The organism is Haloarcula halophila (assembly GCF_029278565.1).
GTDB lineage: Archaea > Halobacteriota > Halobacteria > Halobacteriales > Haloarculaceae > Haloarcula > Haloarcula halophila.
This window is the reverse complement of record NZ_CP119559.1, coordinates 1,781,771-1,804,076: the sequence shown is the minus strand read 5'-3', so window position 1 is coordinate 1,804,076 and position 22,306 is coordinate 1,781,771. Positions and strand designations below refer to the sequence as shown.

Annotated in this window: 20 protein-coding genes; 7 read left to right on the top strand and 13 right to left on the bottom strand. The window is 67.3% G+C overall.

Going from position 1 to position 22,306, the window contains the following annotated elements; all coding sequences use genetic code 11:
* Positions 1-41: 41 nt before the first annotated feature.
* Positions 42-842: an HVO_0234 family beta-propeller protein gene (locus P0204_RS09565; RefSeq protein WP_276178578.1), complete on the bottom strand. Its 801-nt coding sequence runs from the start codon at positions 840-842 to the stop codon at positions 42-44.
* A 1-nt stretch (position 843) separates the two neighbouring features.
* A complete protein-coding gene (gene hemL, locus P0204_RS09560) occupies positions 844-2,181 on the bottom strand; it encodes a glutamate-1-semialdehyde 2,1-aminomutase (RefSeq protein WP_276178576.1) in 1,338 nt (445 codons plus the stop codon).
* A gap of 256 nt (positions 2,182-2,437) precedes the next feature.
* Between hemL and nasA (P0204_RS09555) the strand changes: the two genes are divergently transcribed.
* Both nasA (P0204_RS09555) and P0204_RS09550 read left to right on the top strand, forming a co-directional pair.
* Positions 2,438-4,498 carry an assimilatory nitrate reductase NasA gene (gene nasA / locus P0204_RS09555; protein ID WP_379801648.1) on the top strand — a complete coding sequence of 687 codons (2,061 nt, stop codon included), beginning with the start codon at positions 2,438-2,440 and terminating at the stop codon, positions 4,496-4,498.
* Positions 4,499-4,809: 311 nt separating this feature from the next.
* Entirely contained in the window at positions 4,810-6,576 is a 1,767-nt protein-coding gene (locus tag P0204_RS09550) for a nitrite/sulfite reductase (protein ID WP_276178571.1), read from the top strand.
* A 111-nt stretch (positions 6,577-6,687) separates the two neighbouring features.
* Here the strand turns inward: P0204_RS09550 and nasA (P0204_RS09545) are convergent, their stop codons facing one another.
* A complete protein-coding gene (gene nasA / locus P0204_RS09545; protein WP_276178569.1) occupies positions 6,688-8,790 on the bottom strand; it encodes an assimilatory nitrate reductase NasA in 2,103 nt (700 codons plus the stop codon).
* 544 nt (positions 8,791-9,334) lie between these two features.
* On the opposite strand from nasA (P0204_RS09545), the gene P0204_RS09540 reads away from it, so the two are divergent.
* On the top strand, positions 9,335-10,657 hold the full coding sequence (locus P0204_RS09540; protein WP_276178567.1) for an MFS transporter: 1,323 nt from the start codon (positions 9,335-9,337) through the stop codon (positions 10,655-10,657).
* Positions 10,657-11,241, top strand: coding sequence for a molybdenum cofactor guanylyltransferase (gene mobA / locus P0204_RS09535; RefSeq protein WP_276178565.1), 585 nt, complete (start codon positions 10,657-10,659; stop codon positions 11,239-11,241). Before P0204_RS09540 ends, mobA begins: the two co-directional genes overlap by 1 nt.
* A gap of 5 nt (positions 11,242-11,246) precedes the next feature.
* Here mobA and P0204_RS09530 read toward each other — a convergent pair whose 3' ends face one another.
* From P0204_RS09530 to P0204_RS09510, 5 genes are all read right to left on the bottom strand, one after another.
* Positions 11,247-11,888 carry a chemotaxis protein CheC gene (locus P0204_RS09530; RefSeq protein ID WP_276178563.1) on the bottom strand — a complete coding sequence of 214 codons (642 nt, stop codon included), beginning with the start codon at positions 11,886-11,888 and terminating at the stop codon, positions 11,247-11,249.
* Between the two features lie 41 nt (positions 11,889-11,929).
* Positions 11,930-13,300, bottom strand: a complete 1,371-nt coding sequence (locus P0204_RS09525) for an ABC transporter substrate-binding protein (protein WP_276178561.1) — start codon at positions 13,298-13,300, stop codon at positions 11,930-11,932.
* Positions 13,301-13,389: 89 nt separating this feature from the next.
* Positions 13,390-13,848, bottom strand: a complete 459-nt coding sequence (lrp, locus tag P0204_RS09520) for an HTH-type transcriptional regulator Lrp (RefSeq protein WP_276178559.1) — start codon at positions 13,846-13,848, stop codon at positions 13,390-13,392.
* Positions 13,849-13,858: 10 nt separating this feature from the next.
* On the bottom strand, positions 13,859-14,221 hold the full coding sequence (locus P0204_RS09515; protein WP_276178557.1) for a nitrogen regulatory protein GlnK1: 363 nt from the start codon (positions 14,219-14,221) through the stop codon (positions 13,859-13,861).
* Positions 14,214-15,509 (bottom strand): ammonium transporter, encoded by a 1,296-nt coding sequence (locus P0204_RS09510; protein ID WP_276178555.1) that lies wholly within the window; start codon positions 15,507-15,509, stop codon positions 14,214-14,216. The genes P0204_RS09515 and P0204_RS09510 overlap by 8 nt, the downstream gene beginning before the upstream one ends.
* 448 nt (positions 15,510-15,957) lie before the next feature.
* Here P0204_RS09510 and P0204_RS09505 point away from each other — a divergent pair, with 448 nt between their 5' ends.
* Entirely contained in the window at positions 15,958-16,254 is a 297-nt protein-coding gene (locus P0204_RS09505) for a hypothetical protein (protein WP_276178553.1), read from the top strand.
* Positions 16,254-17,600 carry a PAS domain-containing sensor histidine kinase gene (locus tag P0204_RS09500; protein ID WP_276178551.1) on the top strand — a complete coding sequence of 449 codons (1,347 nt, stop codon included), beginning with the start codon at positions 16,254-16,256 and terminating at the stop codon, positions 17,598-17,600. The genes P0204_RS09505 and P0204_RS09500 overlap by 1 nt, the downstream gene beginning before the upstream one ends.
* Positions 17,601-17,603: 3 nt before the next feature.
* Here P0204_RS09500 and P0204_RS09495 read toward each other — a convergent pair whose 3' ends face one another.
* The 5 genes from P0204_RS09495 to hemB are packed head-to-tail and all read right to left on the bottom strand — an operon-like array spanning position 17,604 to position 21,552.
* On the bottom strand, positions 17,604-18,086 hold the full coding sequence (locus P0204_RS09495) for a DUF7519 family protein (RefSeq protein WP_276178549.1): 483 nt from the start codon (positions 18,084-18,086) through the stop codon (positions 17,604-17,606).
* Positions 18,086-19,351 (bottom strand): DUF58 domain-containing protein, encoded by a 1,266-nt coding sequence (locus tag P0204_RS09490; RefSeq protein WP_276178548.1) that lies wholly within the window; start codon positions 19,349-19,351, stop codon positions 18,086-18,088. The genes P0204_RS09495 and P0204_RS09490 overlap by 1 nt, the downstream gene beginning before the upstream one ends.
* A complete protein-coding gene (locus P0204_RS09485; RefSeq protein WP_276178546.1) occupies positions 19,348-19,881 on the bottom strand; it encodes a DUF7269 family protein in 534 nt (177 codons plus the stop codon). Before P0204_RS09485 ends, P0204_RS09490 begins: the two co-directional genes overlap by 4 nt.
* Positions 19,878-20,525, bottom strand: coding sequence for a DUF4129 domain-containing protein (locus tag P0204_RS09480; protein WP_276178544.1), 648 nt, complete (start codon positions 20,523-20,525; stop codon positions 19,878-19,880). The genes P0204_RS09485 and P0204_RS09480 overlap by 4 nt, the downstream gene beginning before the upstream one ends.
* A 46-nt stretch (positions 20,526-20,571) precedes the next feature.
* Entirely contained in the window at positions 20,572-21,552 is a 981-nt protein-coding gene (hemB, locus tag P0204_RS09475) for a porphobilinogen synthase (protein WP_276178541.1), read from the bottom strand.
* Between the two features lie 90 nt (positions 21,553-21,642).
* Here hemB and P0204_RS09470 point away from each other — a divergent pair, with 90 nt between their 5' ends.
* Positions 21,643-22,269 carry a DedA family protein gene (locus P0204_RS09470; protein ID WP_276178539.1) on the top strand — a complete coding sequence of 209 codons (627 nt, stop codon included), beginning with the start codon at positions 21,643-21,645 and terminating at the stop codon, positions 22,267-22,269.
* The last annotated feature ends 37 nt before the right edge of the window (positions 22,270-22,306 follow it).

Sequence of the window (22,306 nt, the reverse complement as noted above, 5' to 3'; positions counted from 1 at the left end):
TGGTTCTCGGCGACTGTGTCACCGGCAGACAGTTCCCCGATTCACGCCACCGCGACGCCGACGACTTCAGGGACGCCAAGCGAGCGCTGTCGCCACCCGCCCTGGCCGTCGGCGGTCGCCGCGTCTTCGGTGTCGACGAGGAAGGTCCCGTCCTCGGTGATGGCGTAGGTGTCGTCGCCGTAGGTCACGTCGACGACCCGTTCCTCGACCGGAAGCGAGCAGGGTTCCCACCGGCCCGCGACCAGTTCGAAGAGCCCGTCGTCGGCCGCTGCGTGGGCGTGCTCCCCGTCGCTTTCGACCGCCTGATGCCCGCCCGAGCGGCGTTCGGTCCATTCGTCTCCGTCGCGCCCGTAGAGGCCGTCGGCGGTCGCCGCGTAGCCGGGGGCCACGTCGGTGACATCCGCGAGGCCGAGTCGCTCCAGGGAGGGCAGGGCGTAGACGCCGTCTTCGGCCGCCAACAAGCCGCCGTCGATGGCCCGCACCGCCCGGATCTCGCCGAGTCGCACCCAGTCGCCGTCGACGTATCGCGCGACTCGCCCGTCACCGGCCGCCAGCAGTCCGTCGGTGTCGTAGCCGACGGCGGTCGCCGGCCCGAACCCGGTCGGGGTGAACCCGTCGTCGGTCACCACGAGGACGGATTCGTCGGTCGCGACCGCGATCTCGCCGTCGCTGCCGGCTACGTCCCGGGCCTTGCAGCGCTGGGCGAGGCTGAACCGGCCGATCTGACCGCCGGCGGTCTCGACCCGCGTGACGCCGAGGCCGGACGCCACGTAGGCGTGGGTCTCGGGCCGCTTTTCGCCGTACATCCGCTTCTCGGAGAGTGCGATGTCGTCGTCGGACACGTCATATCGCCTCTTTGTACGCTTCGAGGGCATCGTCTATGTCTTCGTCTGTGTGCCCGTCACAGATGAACTGTGACTCGAACTGGTTCGCCGTCAGGAACACGCCCTGGTCTTTCATCGCCGGCCAGAACAGTCGCTCCCAGCGTTCGGTCTCGGCCTGCGTGATATCGTGGCCGTTCTTCGGACAGCTCTCGAACCGCGGACAGGACTCGCGCTGCTGGCAGCCCGCCTCGCAGTGTCCGTCGAAGGTATCCGGAGCATCTCGCGTGAACACGACCTTGAACATCGAGTCGGTCCCGACGACGGTGTACTCGGGCGCCTGGTCTTCGAGGATCTCCTGCAGGCCCGCCCGCAGTCGCTCCCCCAGGCCGTTGACGTGGTCGTAGACGTCGTTCTCGGCGGCGTAGCGCAGCGTCTCCAGGCCTGCGGCCATCGTCACCGGATGCCCCGAGAAGGTGCCCGACTGGAACACGTCGCCGGCGGGGGTGAACTGCTCGATAATCTCGCTCTTGCCGCCGATGGCACCGACCGGGAAGCCGCCGCCGACGATCTTCCCGAAGGTGGTGATGTCGGGGTCGATACCGAACTTCCCCTGTGCGCACTGGAGGCCGCCGACCCGGAAGCCGGTGATGACCTCGTCGAAGATCAGCAACGAGCCGTGGTCGTCACACAGTTCCCGGAGGGTCTCGTGGTAGCCGTCGACCGGGTGGACGATGCCGTAGTTGCCCAGGATCGGCTCCGTGAGGACGGCGGCGATGTCCTCGCCGTGTTCCTCGAACAATTCGCGGGCGGCGTCGGGGTCGTTGAACGGGACCGTCAGCGTGTGCTCGGCGAAGCTCTCGGGGATGCCCGGGCTGGACGGGTGGGTGTGGTTGCCCTCACCCTCGACCAGCGTCGACTCCTGGGCACCGTGGTAGCCGCCTTGCATGACGACGATCTTGTCCCGGCCGGTGTAGCCCCGGGCCAGCCGGACCGCCGAGACGGTCGCCTCGGTCCCACTGTTGACGAACCGCACCATCTCGACGCTGGGGACGTGTCGCGTGACGAACTCCGCGAGTTCGACCTCGACTTCGGTGGGGGCACCGTACATCGGCCCTTCGGTACTGTACTGCTGGACGGCCGCCTGAACTGACTCGGGCAGGTCGTGGCCCAACAGGAGCGGTCCGTAGCCCATCACGAAGTCGATGTACCGGTTCCCGTCGGTATCGACAACGTGGCCGCCATCGCCGTTCTCGATGAAAAAGGGGTACGGGCGGACCGCTCGCACGGAGGAGTTGACACCGCCCGGCATGACCGACAGCGCACGGTCGTACAACGCTCGCGACTGCTCGTGGTTCATACCTCCGCGTTCGACCGCTCGTCGAAAGAAGTTGTTGCTCGCGGCGGTGGACGAACGGTCAGCCGTCCCCGCTGGTGCCTCTCTCGCACCCTCGGCTGTACGAACGTCCGCATCGAACCCACGGTAACGAGGCTTCGTAAAGAGATACTGTTTTACACTGCCTTTTCGTGTATCTACACACCGAAATGCTATCGGGATATGTCATTATCGATCGCTTCGATGGGCTGTCGGGCGCCATGTCGGCGCGTGATCGGCCGTGAGCGACTGGGTCCCGACGACCTGTATGCGGTGTGCCGTCGGTTGTGGGCACATGCACCGTGGGGCCGATGTCGGCTACGGGATCGACGTAGCCCGCGGGGACGCGGCCCACCCGGTCAACCAGGGACTGGCCTGCGCTCGGGGACTCCGCGAGAGCAAGGACCCCGACGGCGAGTGGCTCACTCGACCGATGGTCCGCAGCGACGGCGACCTCCGCCAGACCACCTGGGACGTGGCGATCGCCCACGCTATCGAGGGACTGCGCGAGGCCCACGAAGCCGACTCCGACTCGGTGGCGGTGCTGGGTAGCGGGCAACAGACCAACGAGGCGGCCTACGCGCTGGGGAAACTGGCCCGTGGCGGGTTCGGCACCCGCCACTACGACGCCAACACGACGCTGTGTATGGCCAGCGCCGTCACCGCTTACTACCAGGCGTTCGGCAGCGACGCCCCGCCCTGTACGTATGGGGACATCGACGAGGCGGACCGACACGTCGTCTGGGGGGCGAACCCGGCGGTCGCCCATCCGGTCATGTTCCGCTGGATCCGCCAGGCGGCCGACGAGGACGGTGTCGAGATCGTCGTCGTCGATCCCGTCCGTTCGGAGACCGCCGAGAACGCGGAGCGCCACGTCGCGCCCGACCCCGGGAAGGACCTCGCGCTGGCCCGTGCGATCCTGGCACGGATCGTCGAGACCGACCGCGTCGACACGGCGTTCGTCGAGTCGGCCACCGACGGGTTCGAGGATCTCCTGGCGTCGCTCCCCTCGGCCGCCGAGGCGGCCGCCGACGCCGGCGTCGAGATGGACGCCGTCGACCTGCTCGCCGACGCGCTCGACCAACAGGCGCTGGTCTACTGGGGGATGGGCGTCAACCAGCACGTCCAGGGTACCGAGACCGCCCGGGCGCTGATCGATCTGACGCTGGCGACCGGGAACCTCCGGCCCGGCGGCGGTCCGTTCTCGCTGACGGGACAGGCCAACTCGATGGGGACCAGGATCTGCTCCTCGAAGGGGTCCTGGCCCGGTCAGCGGCCCTTCGCGGACCCCGACCACCGCCGTACCGTCGCCGAGGCGTGGGACGTGCCCGTCGACCGACTCCCGGACGATCCCGGTCCGGGGCCAGTCGGGATGCTGGAGGACGGTCCAGACGCGGTCTGGACGGTCGCGACTAACCCCGTCGCCGGGATGCCAGAGGCCGACAGCGCCCGGCAGGCCCTGGAAGACGCCTTCGTCGTCGCCCAGGACGCCTTCCACACGGAGACGACTGCCGTCGCCGACGTGGTCCTCCCGGCGGCGACCTGGGGGGAGAGCGAGGGGACGACGACCAACATGGAGCGGACCATCTCCCGGGTCCGTCCCGCGATGGAGGTCCCGAGCGGCGTCCGGCCGGACATCGACATCATCGCCACGATCGGCAACCGCCTGTTCCCCGGCCTGTTCGGGTCGACCTCGCCCGACCCCGAGGCCGTCTTCGACGAGTTCACCGCGCTCACCGAGGGAACCGTCGCCGACTGCTCGGGGATCACCTACGACCGCCTAGAGGCCGAACACGCCGTCCGCTGGCCCGCGTCCGACACCGACAGTTCCGGCTCGTACCGGTACTACGACGACGAGTCCTGGGCGTTTCCGACGGCCTCGGGCCGGGCACAGTTCTCGACCGGCCGCCAGGAACCGCTCCCCGAACCGGCCGGCGAGGAGTACCCACTGACCCTGACCACGGCACGGGAGGCCGACGGCTACAACACCGGCGTCCGCTCTCGCGACGGAGCGGCCGGTGTGCTCGTCGCCCGCATCCACCCCGACACCGTCGCGGCCCATAGCGAGCGGGTGGTCGACGACCACATCGAGATCGCCTCCCGCCGCGGGACCGTCACCGCCAGGATCGACGCCGACGAGGGCGTCCCGACGGGGATGATCTGGCTGCCGATCCACCATCCCGCGACCAACCGGCTGACCCTCTCCGATCGGGACCCACAGTCGAAGGAACCCCACTTCAAACAGTGTGCGGTCAAACTCGCCGCGCCCGAGGCGGACCTGCCGCCCGCCACCGCCGACTGACGCCCGTCCAGTTTTCGGTTCCGCTGACACCGCACAGCGGTGCGTCTCCCGCATCCATGCTCCGGGAGACCGCGGTGGACGAACGTCCCCCAACCGACCGATTGTTGGACGAACCCAAATTCGGGGGCCGAACGCCCCCCTCGCTCAACACTGTATCGACCGATTGCTAGTTCGGGAAGTTTTTCGTGGGGATATTTTAACGAATAGGCTTATCAGGTCGTGGAATGATTAGCTGATACGAGAAATACTTCACATGAACGCAGATACGAGGACGGAAACCAAACAAAACGAAGGTTCTGTATTTGATAGCTATGGCGCATAAGAAAGAGGACATCAAGGGCGAGCTGTACGGCGACGAGGTCAGGGAGAAACTCGAGGAGTTCGCGGAGCGGGGCTGGGAGTCGATCCCCGAGGACGAGCGCGAGGAGTGGTTCTCCCGCTTCAAGTTCTGGGGCGTGTTCCACCACCGGGGTGGCCAGGAGTCGTATTTCATGATGCGACTGACCAACTGTGGCGGGATCCTCGAACCGAACCAGTTGCGAGCGATCGGCGAGGTCGCGCGGGAGTACGCACAGGGGCCGGCCGAGAACCCCGAGTTCGGCAACGGCTGGATCGACTTCACGACCCGCCAGTCGATCCAACTACACTGGCTCAAACTCGAAGACATCCCCGAGATCTGGGAGAAACTCGAAGCGGTCGGCGTCTCCTCGCGCTCCGCCGGCGGGGACACGATGCGGAACATCTCGGGCTGTCCGGTCGCAGGCAAGGGCGAGGAGTACGTCGACTCCCGACCGATCTTAGACGAGATTCAGGAGACGATCCGGGACGACAACGACCTGGCGAACATGCCCCGGAAGTTCAACATCTCGGTCTCCGGATGCAAGCAGGGCTGTGCCCAGGACGCGATCAACGACATCGGGCTGGAACCGGCTCACAAGTTCATCGACGGGGACGAGGTCGAAGGGTTCAACGTCCGTGTCGGCGGTGGCCTGGGCGGCCGTGAACCGCGCAACGCCCGCCCGCTCGATCTGTTCGTCCGCCCCGAACACGCCGTCGAGACGGTCCGGGCGTTCGTCGAGTTCTACCACGAGGCCGGCAACCGCCAGAACCGCTCGAAGAACCGCGCCCGGTTCTTCGTCGACGAACACGGGACCGACGCCATCCGGGAGGAACTGGACGAACGGCTGGACTTCGAGTTCGAGACCGCCGGGACCGACTTCCGCGGGGAGTACACGTACAACGCGGGCAAGCCCACCGAGTACGGCGCCCACGACCACGTCGGTGTCTACGACCAGAAAGACGACAAGAACTACGTCGGCCTCTCGGTGCCGGTCGGCCGCCTGTCGGCCGAGGACGCGATCGAGCTCGCGGACCTCGCGGACGCGTACGGCTCCGGTGAAGTGCGGTTGACCCGCCGGCAGAACCCCCTCATCATGGACGTGCCCGACGGGAACCTGTCGAACCTGCTCAACGAGCCGCTGCTGGAGAAACACTCGCCCGAGCCCAACCCGTTCGTCCAGGGCGCGATGGCCTGTACCGGGACGGAGTTCTGTTCGCTGGCGCTCACCGAGACGAAAGCCCGGATGGCCCGCCTGCTGCGGTGGCTGGGCGACAACGTCGACGTCCCCGACGACGTGGACCGCATCAAGATGCACTTCTCGGGCTGTACGGCCGACTGCGGCCAGGCGATGACTGCCGACATCGGCCTCCAGGGGATGCGTGCCCGCAAGGACGGCCAGATGGTCGAGGCGGTAGACGTCGGCGTCGGCGGCGGTGTCGGCGAGGAACCGACGTTCATCGAGTGGGTCCGCCAGCGGGTCCCGGCCGACGAGTTGCCCGGGATGATCAAGAACATCGTCGAGGCCTACTCCGCGCTCCGTTCGGAGGGCCAGACCTTCCGCGAGTGGGTCGACGCCACCGGTCACGAGACCATCGTCGAGCTGGCCGAACCAGCGGAGGTCGAGGGGTACACCGACCCCTGCCTGGCCGACGGGAAACAGTCGTGGTATCCGTTCGACGACGGCGAGAGCCCGGCACCGACAGACGCCAGCGGCCAACCGCTCTCGGCGGACGACTGACCATGCACGAGGACCGGAACGAGGAGGTGCTCCCGGATTCGTCGGACCCGCCGACGGCACAACGGGCGGCCGTCGCCTACGACGTCGCACCGGAACTGCTGGAGTAGCCGGTTATCGTCTGACGACCGTTCCCGTGTGGACGCCGCCGCGAGTGACCGGTGAGGACCTGTCCGGCGCCGCCAGACGGACCGCACACTGTTTGTAGTTGGGCTCGTTGGAGTCGGGATCGATCGCCGGGAGCGTCAGGTCGTTGACCGACGGGTGGTGGAGATCCATCCAGATCGCTCCGGGCGGGATGCTGTCGTCCGGGACGAGCGTGACGGTGACGTTCGCCCGGCGGGACTCGACGACGGTCCGGCCCCGATCCAGCAACTCGACGTACTGGCCCGCGGTCTCGGGATTGATGCGCGCGCTCGGTACGTCCTCGGCGGTTTCGCGGTTGCGAACGCCGGTGTTGTAGGCCCCGGCACGCCGGCCGGTCGTCAGCAACAGCGGGTACTCGGGATCGGTCGGTTCCGGGACGCCCTCGTAGGTCGTCGGCGTGGAGAAGCGGGCACGTCCGGAGTCGGTCGGGAAGGTCCAGTCCTCGCCGTCGACGTAGCGATAGCCGCCTTCGCTGGTGGCGTCGGGCGCGGGCCAGCGGACCGCCAGTTCCTCCGCCAGGCGGTCGTAGGTGATCCCCGAACAGTCCGCGGGCGTCCCGGCGGTGAGGTCGCGGATCTCGTCGAAGACCGACTCGGGGGAAAGCGGTGGGTCGTCGAACAGTCCCGGTTCGATCCGGTTCCCGATCTCGGCGATGATGTCGAGGTCGTGTCTGACGGTGTCGATGACGTCGCTGACGGCGGTGACCCTGGAGATACGCCGTTCCATGTTCATCACCGTCCCCTCGCTCTCCCCCCAGGTCGCCGCCGGCAGGACTACGTCGGCGTGTTCGACGGTCTCCGAGCGGAAGGCGTCCTGGACGACGAGGAACACGTCGTCGAGCGCGCGCTTGACGTTCGTCGCGTGGGGCATCCCCGCGGCCGGGTTCGTCGCGACGACCCAGCAGGCGTCGACGTGGCCGCGGTTGATCCTGTCGACGATGCCGACCGGACCTGGACCCGGATCGGCGGGCAGCCGATCGACGGGCACGTCCCACGCCTCGGCGATCAGCGCCCGGTTGTCCGGGTCCTCGAAGGATCGGTGGCCGGGCCAGGTCCCCTTCGAGGAGCAGACCCGCGTCCCCATCGAGTTGGCCTGCCCCGTCAACGAGAACGGGCCACTGCCCGGCCCCAGGTTCCCGGTCGCCAGACAGAGGTTGATGAGCATCCGTGCGGTGGCGGTGCCGTGGGTGCTCTGGTTGACGCCCATCCCCCAGTACAGCAGCGTCGGATCGGCGAAGGCCTCGGCGAGATCGGCGACAGTCTCGGTGGTGACTCCCGCGGTCTCCGCGGCGGTCGCTACGTCCGGCAGGTCGGCCACGAGCTGTTCGTACCCCTCGGTGTACTCCTCGACGAACTCCCGGTCGATCCCGCCGGTCTCGACCAGCTGAGCGAGGACTGCGCGCGCGAGGACGAGATCAGTGCCGGGTTCGAGCGCCACGTGGCGGTCGGCGTCGGCGGCGGTCTCGCTGGCGACCGGATCGACGACGACCAACCGTCCGTCCGTCTCGTTGGCGCTATCGAGGAGCCACCGGTACAACACCGGATGGGCGACCGCCGGGTTCGCCCCCCAGACGAGGTGGGTATCGGCGGCCGGGATATCGTCGTAGGTACAGGGTGGCGCGTCACTGGCGAAGGCGTCGTAGTAGGCGGTGACAGCACTGGCCATACACAGCGTCGTGTTGGCGTCGAAGTGTCTGGTCCCGATTCCCCCTCGGGCCAGTTTCCCCAGCGCGTAGGCCGCCTCGTTGGTCTGTTGCCCGCTGCCCAGCACCGCCACCGAGTCGCGCCCGTCGCCGATCGCCCGGAGGAACTCCGCGGCGACGGTTCCGAGCGCCGTATCCCAGGTCGTCGGTCGGAGGGTGTCCCCACGCCTGATCAGTGGCTCGGTCAACCACTCCCCGTCGGGGTTTTTCGTCTCCCGGATACCCCGCTCGCAGGCGAGGCCGTTGGCCGTGGGATGTCTGTGGTTGCCCTGGACCTCGTCGACACCGTATCCCTCGTCGACGCCACGCTGGAGCTGTCCACAGCCGACCGCACACCGCATACAGGTCGTCGGTTTCCACTGGGTCATCCTCGGGTCACCTCCGGACACCCGTTGTCCATCGACGCCGCTCGCGTGCGGGTACTGAACCGCGTCCACGTCCGGTGTTCGACTGTTCGACACCGGAGTGGAGTGATATGATGTTCGGCCATTTCCACGGTTTATACTTAGGGTATTGTTATCTAAACTACCAAATAGGCCTTCTGATTGGTGAAAATATCACGATACAGGAAACAAACATACACAATTTTTCCACCCGCTACCGATCGATGCCTCCTCGTCGCCGAACAGCGGGGGGAACTCCCGATTGACGATTCCACAGATACCCCATCGACTATTTGACGTTGGGAAATCCGGCCGGCAAAACCGGTGTAGCGACACCCACATTTGCCGCTCGTCCGCCAACTCCGAGCTAATTGCAGTTTTGTAAACGGATACCGTTATAGGATATTGCTTCATTGGGTAATACAGCTACAATGTGCTCGAACGTAGTGGAAAATTGGGATAAAGTTCGTGAAATACAATCGAGAACTATCGTTCGCCCACGGCCGTCCACGCCCGCGGAGGTGGTAGCATGGGTCTGATCAAGATGACGAAGTACCGGACCCTGCTGCTGGCGACGATCGGGTTCAACTTCTCGTTCCTGATCTGGTTCTCGTTCGCGCCGTTTACGGGACCGATGGCCGAGGAGTTCGGCCTGTCGACGGCCGAGATCGGGATTCTCGCCAGTTCGGCCATCTGGATGGCACCGTTCGGCCGGATGCTGACCGGGTGGCTCTCCGATAAGTTCGGCGCGCCGGCCATCTTCGCCATCGTGCTGGCCTACGTCGGGCTGTTCTCGATGGCGAGTGCGTTCATGCGGGACTACTCGCTGTTTTTCGTGACCCGGATCATCGTCGCGACGGCCGGGATCACGTTCGTCATCGGCATCCAGCACGTCGCCGAGTGGTTCGAGGAGGAGAACCTCGGGCTGGCAGAGGGCATCTACGCCGGCGTGGGCAACGCCGGTGCCGCGGGCGGCGCGCTCATCCTCCCGCGGGTGTTCGGCAGCGGGTGGAGCGGACCGCTGTTCTCGACGAACTGGCGAGCGGCCTTCTTCTACACCGGTGTCGTCTCCGTCGGACTGGCGGTCGCCTACTACACGCTGGGTGAGGCCGCAAAGAGCGAGGAGAAGCGCCAGGCGACCAAGGACAACGCGAGCTTCAAAGACTGGCTCCACACCGCCACCCGCTACGGGACGGTCGTCCTCGCGCTGGCGTACGTGATGACCTTCGGCCTCGAACTGTCGATGAACGGCTGGCTCGCGACCTACTACCGTGAGGCGTTCAACCAGGACAACCTCGTCATCGCGAGTACGTTCGCGGCGACGTTCTCCGTGGCCGCGGGGCTCCTGCGGCCCATCGGTGGCTACGTCAGCGACGTGCTCGCCCGCACGGAACGGAACATCCTCCCCTTCTTCACCGGGCGCTACCGCGAGCAGTGGACGTTCGTCACGCTGTGTTTCGTCGTCCTGACCATGTTCGGGATGACGCTGGCCGGCCTCTCGGGGGTTCTGATGGGTGCCGTGGCCGTCGGCTTCCTCGTCGGCACGGCCTGTGCGTTCGCCGAGGGGTCGATCTTCGCGATGGTCCCCTCGATGTTCCCCAACAGCTCCGGGGCGGTCGCGGGCGTCGTCGGCGGCGTCGGTACCGTCGGCGGCATCGTCTACCCGCTGATCTACTCCGCGCCGTGGCTGGCGAACCTCCACCTGGGCTACTCCGTCGTCGCGGCCTCGATGATCCCCATCGTGTTGCTGTCGGCGTGGGTGTTCCGCCCCGAGGTCGCGAAGGTCGCCAACACCGCCGGGTTCGTCGGGAGCGCGGGCGGAACGGACGCGGCCGTCTCCGGGGACGACTGATGCGGTCCGCGGTCGTCCTGGCCGGGGGGCACTCCACCCGCTTCGGCCAGCAAGACGAGGCGGTCGCCGAACTCGACGGCGACCCGCTGATCCGGCAGGTCGTCGACAGCGTCTCGGAGGGAGTCGACGAGGTCGTCGTCAACTGCCGCGACGAGCAACGGGCAGCCATCGACGAGGCTGTGGGCGACCACGACCTGCGCTACGCGATCGATCCGGTTCCCGACGGCGGTCCGGTCGCCGGCATCCGGACCGGCTGTCGGGTCGCCCGCGGCGCGTGGACGGTCGTCGCCGCCTGTGACACGCCGTTCGTCGACCCCTCGCTCGTCGAAACGCTGTTCGAGCAGTGTCGCGGTGACGGAGCCGTCCCGCGGATCGCCGGGCGGTGCCGGCCGCTGATGGCCGTCTACGACACCGACGCGGCTATCGAGGCGTGTGAGACGACGCTCGGCACGGGGTCGCGGGCCGCCACGGACTTCCTCGATCGGCTCTCGCCGGCCGTGGTTTCAGAGCCCGCCCCGCCGGAGACCGTCGCGGAGATCGACACACGGGCGACCCTGCGGTTGCTGTGTTCGCGGTCGACCTGAGCGGTTCAGAGCACGTCGTCCGCGTCGGTGTCCTCGGCGACGTCCGTTTCGAGGTCGATGTTCTGGATGAGATCGACCAGCGCCGCCAGTTCCGGGAAGGTGTAGACGGTCATCCCGAGATCGCCGTCGTCGACGGTGATCCGGGAGTTGATAACGAAGACGAGTTCCGAGTCGGGCCACCCGCCCATCTCGTCGACGATGCCGTTTGCCGGCCCGTAAACGAAGTTCGGCGTCCCCATGTCGATGGTCGTCCGGAGGACGTTCGCCCACCCGTCGATGAAACCCGAGGTCATGATGTTGCCGATCTCCTGCATCGCCGACCGTTCCATCTCGCTGAACCCCTCTCCCTCGCTCGGGTCGCCCATCCCGCCCATCATCGCGCCGGCCAGACGCTTGCTGTCTGCCGGTTCGAGCATGAACAACACGTAGCCGTGTGGGGCCTCTTCCAGCGTGACGTAGATCCCGACGCGACGGTCGGTCCCGATGTGTGTCTTGACGTCCTCGATGTCGAGGAAGTTGATCTGTGAGGTCCGGACTCCGGCGTCGAGCCCAGTCAGTTGCCCGAGGTGATCGGCGACGGTGCTCGATCCCTCCTTGGCCATCTGGTTGAACAGGTCGAGCTTTCTGACATCGACTTCCAGACTCATAGCTACGTATTTGGTCGATCGTGTATACGTCTTCCCCGCCGTCACTCCACCTCTGTCGTCGGCTCGTACGGCCCCAGCTCCCGACAGTCGTCGGCCGGGTCCTCGTTACAGGCGTAGCCGACGTTCCGAGCGATCGTCACGGAGTCGTAGTACCGACTCTCGGCCTGCTCGGCGGCCGGGAGCCCTTCGACGACCGGGACCGGGCGGATCGCCTGGTGGTCACAGGCTCGCATCGTCTCCTGGCCGATCCCCATCGCGTACTGGTGGCCTTCGAGTTCCCTGATGACCGACGGGGGTTCGAACGTGCCGGCGCGTTCGACCGCTGCCGCGTACTGGAGCGTCTGCCCGTAAGCGAGGTGGGCCTGATCGGACCCGAGCCGCCAGTTGGGCCGGTCCTCCGGCGATCCGAACTCCTGTTGGAACGAGTCACGGAACGTCTTCGACAGCGGCGTGTCGATGCTTGGGTCCCACGAGATCGTCCCGAGGACGCCCTCGATGGCCTCGCCAGCCAGCTCCGCGGTCGTCGGACTCAACAGCGGCGCGACGATCTCGATGTCGTCGAACACCTCGCTCGCCTGTCGGATCGCGTTCGCGCCGTCGATCCCACGGTAGGAGAGGGCCAACACGTCCGGGTTCGCGGCTTTTGCCTCTTCGAGCTGCGGGCCGTAGTCGGAGGTTCCGACGGTCGTCTGCGTATCCCCTTGGTAATCCCAGTTGTTGTCGAGCATCGCCCGCCGCAGTTCGTTCGCCTGCGTGAAGCCGAAATCCGAGTTCGCGTGCAGCCCGTAGACGCTCGCACGCTCACCGAACCGGTCGAGCAACACCGGCATGAGTGCTTGTGCCGCCATCTTCGGGTTGAACATCTCCTGGAACCCGTACCGTGAACAGTCGGCTCCGGTGACGTTTGTCCCCGGTGCGAACCCGATCATGTGGACGACGCCACGGGGATGACAGAGATCGAGGAGCTTCACTGCGGTGTTGGCCGAGGACCCCCCGGCGATCATCACCGCGCCCTCCGAGCCGACGAGATCCCGGGCGACACTGACGGCGGTATCGGGCGAGGACTCCGTATTACCGGTTACCATCTCGACGGTCCGCCCGAGCACGCCGTCCCCACTCAGGGCAGCGAACCTCTCGCTGTCGACCCAGCCGCCACCCTCGTTGAGATGTTTGACCGCGAGTCTGAACCCCCGTTCCTGGCGCTCTCCGTCCGAGCCGAACGGTCCCGACAGGGCGACCGGAAAGCCGAACGTGACACTGTCTTCGCCGACGGGCTGGTTGGCGTAGCGGCTCGGTGTCGCCGTCGACCCGCTCTCGCCGCCGCCACCCATACAGCCGGCCCCGCCAACTGTTGCGGTCCCGGCTGCGACGGCCCGAAGGACCGCACGCCTAGATGATTGTTCACTATCCATCGTGGGAGACAATTCGGTTCGGGTTATATAGGACTACACCTGTTGGTAATACTTTCCTGGGAACCGACACCGAGGAAAAAAACGGGACGTTACTGGTCGTCCTCGTCGACCGGGAACTGTTCGTGCTCGCGGACCGCGTTCAGGACGATCGACGTCGAGACCGATCGGACGTGTTCGTCTGTCACCAGCCGTTTGATGTAGGCGTTCATCTCGTCGGTGTCCTGGAACTTCCCGACCGCGACGATGTCGTGGCTGCCCGTGACCTCGTAGACGGCCAGCAGGTTGTGCTGATCGCCCATCGACTCGGTGACCTCGACGAGTCCGTCACCGTCGACTGAGAGCTGGAACACCGCCGTCACGTCGTAGCCGAGGGCACCGTAGTCGACGCGGGCCGTGTACTTCTCGATGACACCGGCCGACTCCAGTTCGTCCATCCGTCGTGAGACGGTCGTCGCCGCGACGCCGGTCTCGGTGGCGACATCGCGTGCGCTGGCTCTGCCGTCCTCCAACAGCGCGTTCACGACCGCCCTGTCGATCTCGTCGACCATCCCCGGCGCTTTACACCGCGTCCGGCCCGCTTTCGCCTGTCCGGACCTGGTGGGCCTCCTCGACGGGCAGGACGAATACCTTCCCGTCGCCTTTCTCGCCAGTGTGGGCACCCTCCTTGATCGCCTCGACGACATCCCCGGCCGGGGTATCGGCGACGACACACTCGATCTTGACCTTCTGGTGGAGGTCGACGACGTACTCCTCACCGCGCCACTGCCCTTTCTTGGCGGGCTGTGAGCCCCGCCCGGAGACGTTGGTGACTGTCAGCGACGGTGCGCCGACCTCCGCGAGGGCTTTCTTGACGTCACCGAGTTTGTCCGGTCGAACCATTGCGACGATCATCTTGATTTCGCGTTCGTCAGTTTCACTCATCCTTGGAACCTCCGTCGCTGCGGATCATTTCACTCACGTTGCCACCGTCCGCGACGACACCGTCACTACCGAACTCGGGGTAGGTCTCGACGCCGTGTTCGCTGACGTCCAGCCCTTCCTGTTCGTGTTCGGGCGTGACGCGTGCCTGCCCGACCGACTTCAGGACGAACCAGATCACGGCCGTCGCGGTCAGCGTCCAGCCACCGATGATGACGACACCGACGAACTGTGCGATGAACGCGGGGACGATCGCGACACTACCGGCGGCCACGAACGGGTACAGCAGCGTCCCGAGCACGCCCGCACTGCCGTGGACTGGGAAGACCGCACACACGTCGTCGATGTTGAGCGTCCGTTCGACGAAGTTGAAGACGATCGGGAGCTGAGCGCCCGAGAGGATACCGACGACGAACGCGCCCCACCACGCCGTGGTGTGGGGGATCGCCGTGATACCGACGAGGCCGGCCAGCAGGCCGTTTGCGACGTACAGCGTGTCGACTTTGCCCGTCTTGAACCACGCGACGCCCGCGGCGCCGATGGCACCCATCGCCATCGAGATGGTTGTCGTCATCGCGACGCGACCGAGCTGTTCGCCCAGGAACGCGTCACCGATGATCGCCGAGGTACCGACGTTGAAGCCGTACCAGCCGAAGGCCAGGATCAACGTCCCGAGCACGGCGAAGGTCATCGAGTGACCGGGGATGACGTTCGCGGAGCCGTCCTCGTTGAACCGTCCCATCCGGGGGCCGAGGATGGCCGCCGCGGTCAGGCCGGCGATGCCGCCCATCCCGTGGACGATCATCCCGCCCGCGAAGTCAGTGAAGGCGGTGCCGGTGATGACTTCGACCAGTCCCGGGCCAGTCGAACTCCAGGTCATCGCGATGACGACCGGGTAGATGACTGCGGCCAGCAGGAAGGTGTAGGTCATGTACGCACGGAGTTTCGCGCGACCGGCCACGGCCCCGGAGACGATGGTCGCGGCGGTCATCGCGAACACTGCGCCGTAGAGCCAGTCGATCCAGCCCGTTCCGGTGGTCATGAAGGCGGCCGAGAAGCCGCCGCCACCGGCCAGTGAGGCGATGCCGGAGCCGATCGCGAAGAACACTGTCACCCCGACCGACCAGGTCAGGAGGTTCTTCGTCAGCTGGTTCGCGACGTTCTTCGAGCGCACCTGCCCCGCCTCGAGCATGGCGAAGCCGGCGTGCATGAAGAAGATCAGGAACGATACCACGAGGATCCACGTGTAATTGAGTGCGTCAGCCGTTACCTGGAGTGGTGCAAGTACCATTGTTTGTGTTCACCTGTTTCAGTTTGGTTCGCAGTTTAGTTTGAACGTCCAACTCTATCGCCATCTGGCCCAACTTTATCCACTTCGTTCACGGAGAAGTCTCTTGTGAGTCGACTACATAAGGGTTTGGTTTATGAACGTGGGTATTTGGGGGATACAGTAGACGATCGTCCGAATTGCAGAACAATATTATCGATATAAGGTTGTTCTCCGTCAAGAAATAACGCATTCGTCTGCGAGCATTCTGGACGAATGTCGACTGTCGAATCGTCCGGTCGGGCCGATACCACCCCGAAATGCTTGCGCGCGCGCCGCTGTGGCGGGTGTTGTCACCGACACCAAGGTTATGAGGACTCGTTCGAACAAGTCTACTGTACCAACGGACCTATCGGACGATCGTCGTGGAACTACCTGAATACCTGCCTATATGTTACCTCATTCTGTGACCATGCCCGTAGACAACGAACCAGCAGTTCCGGAGGTGACGACCGGAGACCGGCGTATCGCGAACGCCCGGGGAGCACTCGCCGTCGTCCAGGCGACATCGGCCGCCGTCGGCGAGCGGACCGCCCGGGAAGTTCGCTACGAGAACGACGACGGGGTCTTCGACGCTCGGGAGACAGGACGCAACACCGTCGCCGACACGACCGCCGAACTCCTCGCGTCACCGACGGGGACGACCGGTGTCCGGCGGCCGATACCCGAACTATCGGAAGCGCCGCTCCTTCGGGTCACGGCCCGCTGATGTTCGGAATCGACCGGGACGGACGGCTCTCGTTCGTCACCGAGGAGTTCGCGACGCTGCTGTCGATGGCACCCGGTGCCCTCCAAGGAAGGCAACTCACGTCGCTGCTCCCGGCCGACGACGCCGAGACGGTCATGCGCGAACTCCGTGCCGTCCAAGAGACCGACGACCGACAGACCGGGCGTTGTCAAGTCGTGTTCGATCTCGGCGACCGGCAGGTCCCGGCGACGATCGAGCTTACCGCCGCCGACGGCGCGGTCGTCTGCTCGGTCCACCGGTCGACGAGCGTCCACGACCGGTTCGACCGCCTGTTCGACCTCATCCAGGACCCGGCGGTCGCCTTCGAGATCGTCGATCGGGAGCCCCTCGTCCACGCGGTCAACACGCCGTTTGCGGAGACGTTCGGGTACGATCCGGCCGATATCGTCGGCGAATCGCTCAACGAGTTCATCGTCCCCGAACAGAAAGACGAGGAGGCGATGGACTACGACCAGCGAACCGCCGACGGGAAGGCCAACCACGCCATCGTCGCCCGGAAGACCGTCGACGGGTGGCGCGAGTTCGACTACCACAGTGTCCCCTATCAGGCCGACGACGGTCGGCAGTACGGCTTTGCCATCTACACCGACGTCACCGAGGACCGTCGTCGCCAGCAGCGCCTTCGGGTCCTCCACCGTGTGTTACGACACAACCTCCGGAACGACCTCTCTGTGGTCATCGGCGCGGCACAACATCTCAACTCGGCCGCCACGGACTCGTACACGATCACGATGACAGAGCGGATTCTGGACGCTGCGGGTCGTCTCGACGCGGTCAGCCAGCAGGCCAAGGAGGTCGAGTCGGCCCTGGAGAACACGACGGAACGGCCGATCGATCCGGGTTCGCTGGCCCGGAGTGTGACAGAGGACTACCCGGAGACGGTCACCGTCCACCCGTCGATACGGCCGTCGGTGGCGGTCCCTGGCGGACCGGGGCTGTACGACGCGCTCGACAACCTCGTCGAGAACGCTGTCGAACACACGCCCGAGGGAACCGCCGTCCGGCTGGTCGTCGAGGAGGAGGGCGACGAGGTCCTTCTCAAAGTCACCGACGACGGCCCGGGCATCCCCGCCATCGAACGCGCGGCGGTGTTCGACGGTGAGACGATCACGACCCTCCAGCACGGCAGCGGACTGGGGATCTGGCTCGCACGCTGGGTCGCCGAATCGGCCGGCGGCGCTCTCAGCTACGACCGGACGGCGGGCTGGACGGTCGTCACGATCAGGCTGCCGGCCGTGGCCGCCGACAGTGCGGACATCCTCGATCTCGATGCCGGTGAGTCCGAGTCCGAGACGCTGCCGGAGTAGCCGTCACCGCCTGAGCGCTGCCGTCAGGGCCACACCTGCGAGAACGAGCGCGGCCAGGGCCAGCGGCGGCAACTCGAAGGAACTCGCCCGGAACAACACCGCAGCGACGATCGCGGCACCGGCCACGAGTGCCGTCGTCCCGGCGGTGTGGCTCAACTCCAGGCGTCGACTCCGCGCTTCGCCCAGGTCGTCCCGGAGTTCGAGCGCGGAGTGGGCGAACGTCCAGGCCAGTACCGTCCCCACACCGGCGGCCAGTACCGTCGTCGTCGAGGCACCCTGGACGCCCGCGAGCAGGACTTCGGCGAACAGCGCCGCACCGGTCAGGTTCGCCAGCGACCCGCTGTCGGCGATCCAGCTCCCGGCCAGCACGACGAGCGCGACGACGCCGGCGCCCGTCGAAAGCGGGCCGATTCCCGCGGTAAACAGCGTCCCGACGGTCGCGATGCCCGCCGCCAGCGCACACCACTGTCCCGTTTCGGACGCCATCACCGACCCCCTCCGGCCTGCCCGAGCAGTCCCTGCAGGGAGGTGCCCTGGTCCCAGTCGTACACCTCGACGCCGGCCGCCCGCAGTTCCCGGAGCCGGTCGCCCCGCTCTAGGTGGGCTAGCCGGTGGCCGGCGGTGTCGGTCGCCGTCGCGTCGGGGCTGACCACCGTCACCGGGTGGCCTCTGGCGGCCAGCCGGCGAGCGACGGTGGCGCTCTCGTCGTCACACAGCGGGCTCAGGAAGATGACGTTCGCGGCTTCCGGGAGCTGTGCGAACAGCCGGTCGACGTCGGGAGACTCGGTCACCGGCGTCGCGGTGAACGCGCGGTCCTCCCGGATTCGGTCCCGGGCCTGCCGGCGGTGGGCCTCGCTCTGTCCCGGGGGGAGCCAGCTCTCCTGGGGGGAGAGTGCGGCTAGCCCGACCGCGTGGCCGTCCTCGGGAAGCCCCTCGACGAGCGCGAGCGCGGCCGTCGTCGACCGCTCGACGGCGGTCTGGGCCGTCTCGCCGGGCGCGACGGCGGCGGCCTGCCGTGTATCGACGACGACGATCACCGTCGCCGCCTGTTCGCGCTGGAACTCGACGGTCGTCAGCTCGCCGGTGCGGGCGTAGCGGTTCCAGTCCACCCGCGAGAGCGGATCGTTGGGCCGGCGCTCCCGGACGGCGTAGAACGACTGGCCCGAGCCGCCGTCGTCGACCGGGACCTGTCCGGGCCGGCGGTACACCGCCGGGATCAGCGGCAACATCGCCTTCCCGCTGGGGCGCTTCCAGGTGACCGAATCCGGGCTGACCGCGACCCGGTCGTGGCGTGCGACCACGCCGACCACGTCCCGGACGACGACCGTCGCCGGGTCGAACACACAGCGGTCGTTCCCGCCGGTCATTTCGTAGGTCACGGTCGTGCTCGCGCCCGGCCGGAGGCTGGTCCCGACCGACGCGGTGCCGTCGACGACCCGGACCGTCTCGGGGACGCCGTCGGCCACGCGGACGTCCGGCAGAGTCCGGTCGCCCTCGTTGCGCACCGTCAGCCGGACGGTGACCGACTCGCCGACGCCGGGGTCCGTCGGCTCGATGGATCGCTCGATGGCGACGCTGGTTGCCGGCGGGACCGCGACCCGGTCGTAGGCACCCAGTGCCGCCCCGACACCGCCAAGCAGGACGAGCGAGGGCGTCTGTGCGACCAGTCCGACCGCCGCGGCCAGCAGCGCGGCCCCGGTCAGCCCGAGCCAGCGACCGGTCTGGTGGACGCTTCCGCCGTCGGCGCTCATCGCTCCTCCTCGCGGGCGAGCAGTTCCGTGGTCGCCGCGCCGATCCACCGGTGGAACGGCCGGACGCCGGAGAGCAACCCCTCGATGCGGGCACGGAGCGACGGCCGGATCTCGTCTCGGGACAGCACCGCCGCCGCCCGCGGATCGTCGGTCCAGGTACCCTCGGCCAGTTGCTGTTCGGCCGCCGAGCGGGTCAGCCCGCGCCGTTCCAGCACCGACAGCGCGACCGACTGGAGCCGGTCCCGGATGGCCTTTCCGTCCCGGCCGGCCGACAGCGCCGCGTCGACCTCGTCGCCGGGGACCGTGGCGGTTCGGCTGTCGGTGTCGGGTAGGCCCGGCCGCTCGTCACCCTCAAGCGAGTGGACGAGCAGGGCGAGCAGGGCGAAACTACCGGCGACGACCGCGACGGCGATCAACAGCAGGTTCCGCGCGTCGTCGGGGACGACGGCGACGCCGACCGCTCCGAGTCCGACGGCGATCACCGTCGCGCCGAGCCCGATGGCAAGCGGCACCGGGCGCAGCCCGCTCATCGCTCGTCCTCCGGTCCGACGGTCGCTTGTTCCAGCGCTTCCCGCGCAGTCCGTTCGAGTTCGGCCGTCGGTTGCTCACCGCCGTATCGTACCCGCTCGAACGTCTCCCGGAGCCGGTCGAGCGCGGCGGGGTCTTCGCTCGCACCCGCTAGCCGCCGTGCGTACTCCCTGGGCGTCGTCGCGCCGTCGGCCGGCCCCAGCCGTTCGGTCAGGTCGGCCCAGGCCCGGTAGACGTCGTTCGAGAGCGGGACGTCGATGCTGTCGGTCGAGTACGTCGGCGTGTCCGTCGACTCGCCGGGCGTCACGAACGCTTTTTCCGTGCCGTCGTCGGGGCTCTCCCCGCCGCCGGCGAAGCGCCAGACGGCGACGACCACGACGGCGAAGGCGGCCACGAGCGCGCCGAGGGCCGGCGAGGAGAGGGTCGGGATCAGCGAGCGTGCACCGCCGTCCTCGGCGGGAGGCGAGGCGTCGCTGGGGTCCTCCGGCCCGGAGTAGTCCGCGCCGGGGTTGTCGATCTCTCTGTCGTCCATCTGTGGATCGACTCGATCCTCGCCGGTGCTCGCGTCGAGGCTGGCAGCACCGACGCTGAACGACAGCAGGGCGACCGCGGCCACGACGGCCACGAGGAGGGTCTGTCGTCGCATATGCCTGTGTGTGGTTCTGGCAGGTGAATAGGTTGCGGGGTCTGTCTCAGAGGCGGTCGGCCACGTCCTCGGCGAAGTACGTGAGGATCAGGTCCGCGCCGGCGCGCTTGATCGACAGCAGCGACTCGGAGGCGACCGATTCGAGGTCTAGCCACCCCTTCTCGGCAGCCGCGTGCAACATGGCGTACTCGCCGGAGACGTTGTACGCGGCGACGGGGTGGTCGTGGCGCTCCCGGACCTGGGCGACGATGTCGAGATACGGCAGCGCGGGCTTGACCATCAGCACGTCCGCACCCTGCTCGACGTCCAGTGAAACCTCCCGGCGGGCTTCGCGGGCGTTCGCGGGGTCCATCTGGTAGTGCCGGCGATCGCCGAAAGAGGGTGCGCCGTCGGCGGCGTCCCGGAACGGGCCGTAGAACGCCGACTCGAACTTCGCGGCGTAGCTCATGATCGGCACCTCCGTGTGACCGTCCTCGTCGAGCGCCCCGCGGATGGCCCCGACCATGCCGTCGATCATCCCCGAGGGTGCGACCATGTCGGCCCCGGCCCGGGCGTGGCTGACGGCGATATCCCCCAGTAGCTCCAGCGTCTCGTCGTTGCGAACCGTCAGCGTCGGGTCTTCGGCGGCGTCGTCCTCCAGGACGCCACAGTGGCCGTGGTCGGTGTACTCACAGAGACAGACGTCGGTGACGACGTAGGCGTCGGTCTCGGCGGTGATTTGTCGGGCCGCTTCCTGGACGACGCCGTCCTCGGCCCAGGCCCGGGAGCCCCGCTCGTCTTTGGACTCGGGGACGCCGAAGAGCATGACGGCCTCGACGCCGGTCTCGCGGATCTCCTCGACGCGGGCGACGGCCTCGGAGACGGGGACCCGCTCGTGGCCCGGCATCGTCTCGATGGGGACCCGCTCGTCGGTCGTCGCGTCGACGAACACGGGGGCGATCAGGTCCGACGCGGCCAGGTCGGTCTCGCGGACGAGCGGCCGGACCCCGTCGGTCCGGAGCCGTCGCGGGCGACGTGTCATGTCCATACCTCCGGGTCGGACGCTCGGAGCCATGAACCCACCGCTTGGGACACAGGACAGAAACGATTTACCGGCAGCCCCACCAGACAGCGGTAGATGGCGACCGACACGAGCCGTGGCCCGGTCCGCACCTTCGCGGAGGACTACGGCCTGCTCGTGGTCGCCGCCGGGTTCGCTCTGCTGGGGGTGGCCGGGATCGCCCTCTACGTCTTCGGCGATACGGCGTACGCCGAGCGGTTGCTCGAACGGTACGGGCTGGCCGCGCTCTTTCTCGTCTTCGTCCTGGAGGGGGCGATGTTGCTGTATTTCGCGCCCAGCGAGGCGCTGGTGCCGGCGGCCGTGGCGATCCTCGCACGGACCGGCGGCGGCTACGACCTCCCGAGCGTCGCCGCGATCCTGGCCGTCGCGGTCGCGGGTGCGACCGTCGGCCAGACCGTGCTCTTCCTGCTGGCCAAACGCGGCGGCCGCGAGTGGCTGTTGGACCGGCCCTGGTTCCGCGTCAGCGAGGACCGACTGGACCGATTCGGTCACATGTTCGACCGCTTCGGCGTCCTCGCTGTTCCGCTGAGCAACACGCTGTTGTTCACCCGCGGGATGTTGACGGTGCCGGCCGGCGTCGCGGGGATGGAGACCCGCCGGTTCGTCGCGCTCTCGGCGCTCGGGACGCTCTCGTTCGAGGTTCTGCTGGCGGCCACGGCGATGGGCGTGCTGGAACTGGTCTGAGTTGGCCGTGGGAGGGTTTACACCGGAGAAGGGACTA

Excerpts from the sequence above, each read along its gene's own strand:
- hemL (WP_276178576.1), bottom strand. The coding sequence starts at position 2,181 with ATGAACCACGAGCAGTCGCGAGCGTTGTACGACCGTGCGCTGTCGGTC.
- P0204_RS09550 (WP_276178571.1), top strand. The coding sequence starts at position 4,810 with ATGGCGCATAAGAAAGAGGACATCAAGGGCGAGCTGTACGGCGACGAG.
- nasA (WP_276178569.1), bottom strand. The coding sequence starts at position 8,790 with ATGACCCAGTGGAAACCGACGACCTGTATGCGGTGTGCGGTCGGCTGT.
- P0204_RS09540 (WP_276178567.1), top strand. The coding sequence starts at position 9,335 with ATGGGTCTGATCAAGATGACGAAGTACCGGACCCTGCTGCTGGCGACG.
- mobA (WP_276178565.1), top strand. The coding sequence starts at position 10,657 with ATGCGGTCCGCGGTCGTCCTGGCCGGGGGGCACTCCACCCGCTTCGGC.
- P0204_RS09530 (WP_276178563.1), bottom strand. The coding sequence starts at position 11,888 with ATGAGTCTGGAAGTCGATGTCAGAAAGCTCGACCTGTTCAACCAGATG.
- P0204_RS09525 (WP_276178561.1), bottom strand. The coding sequence starts at position 13,300 with ATGGATAGTGAACAATCATCTAGGCGTGCGGTCCTTCGGGCCGTCGCA.
- lrp (WP_276178559.1), bottom strand. The coding sequence starts at position 13,848 with ATGGTCGACGAGATCGACAGGGCGGTCGTGAACGCGCTGTTGGAGGAC.
- P0204_RS09515 (WP_276178557.1), bottom strand. The coding sequence starts at position 14,221 with ATGAGTGAAACTGACGAACGCGAAATCAAGATGATCGTCGCAATGGTT.
- P0204_RS09510 (WP_276178555.1), bottom strand. The coding sequence starts at position 15,509 with ATGGTACTTGCACCACTCCAGGTAACGGCTGACGCACTCAATTACACG.
- P0204_RS09505 (WP_276178553.1), top strand. The coding sequence starts at position 15,958 with ATGCCCGTAGACAACGAACCAGCAGTTCCGGAGGTGACGACCGGAGAC.
- P0204_RS09500 (WP_276178551.1), top strand. The coding sequence starts at position 16,254 with ATGTTCGGAATCGACCGGGACGGACGGCTCTCGTTCGTCACCGAGGAG.
- P0204_RS09495 (WP_276178549.1), bottom strand. The coding sequence starts at position 18,086 with ATGGCGTCCGAAACGGGACAGTGGTGTGCGCTGGCGGCGGGCATCGCG.
- P0204_RS09490 (WP_276178548.1), bottom strand. The coding sequence starts at position 19,351 with ATGAGCGCCGACGGCGGAAGCGTCCACCAGACCGGTCGCTGGCTCGGG.
- P0204_RS09485 (WP_276178546.1), bottom strand. The coding sequence starts at position 19,881 with ATGAGCGGGCTGCGCCCGGTGCCGCTTGCCATCGGGCTCGGCGCGACG.
- P0204_RS09480 (WP_276178544.1), bottom strand. The coding sequence starts at position 20,525 with ATGCGACGACAGACCCTCCTCGTGGCCGTCGTGGCCGCGGTCGCCCTG.
- hemB (WP_276178541.1), bottom strand. The coding sequence starts at position 21,552 with ATGGACATGACACGTCGCCCGCGACGGCTCCGGACCGACGGGGTCCGG.
- P0204_RS09470 (WP_276178539.1), top strand. The coding sequence starts at position 21,643 with ATGGCGACCGACACGAGCCGTGGCCCGGTCCGCACCTTCGCGGAGGAC.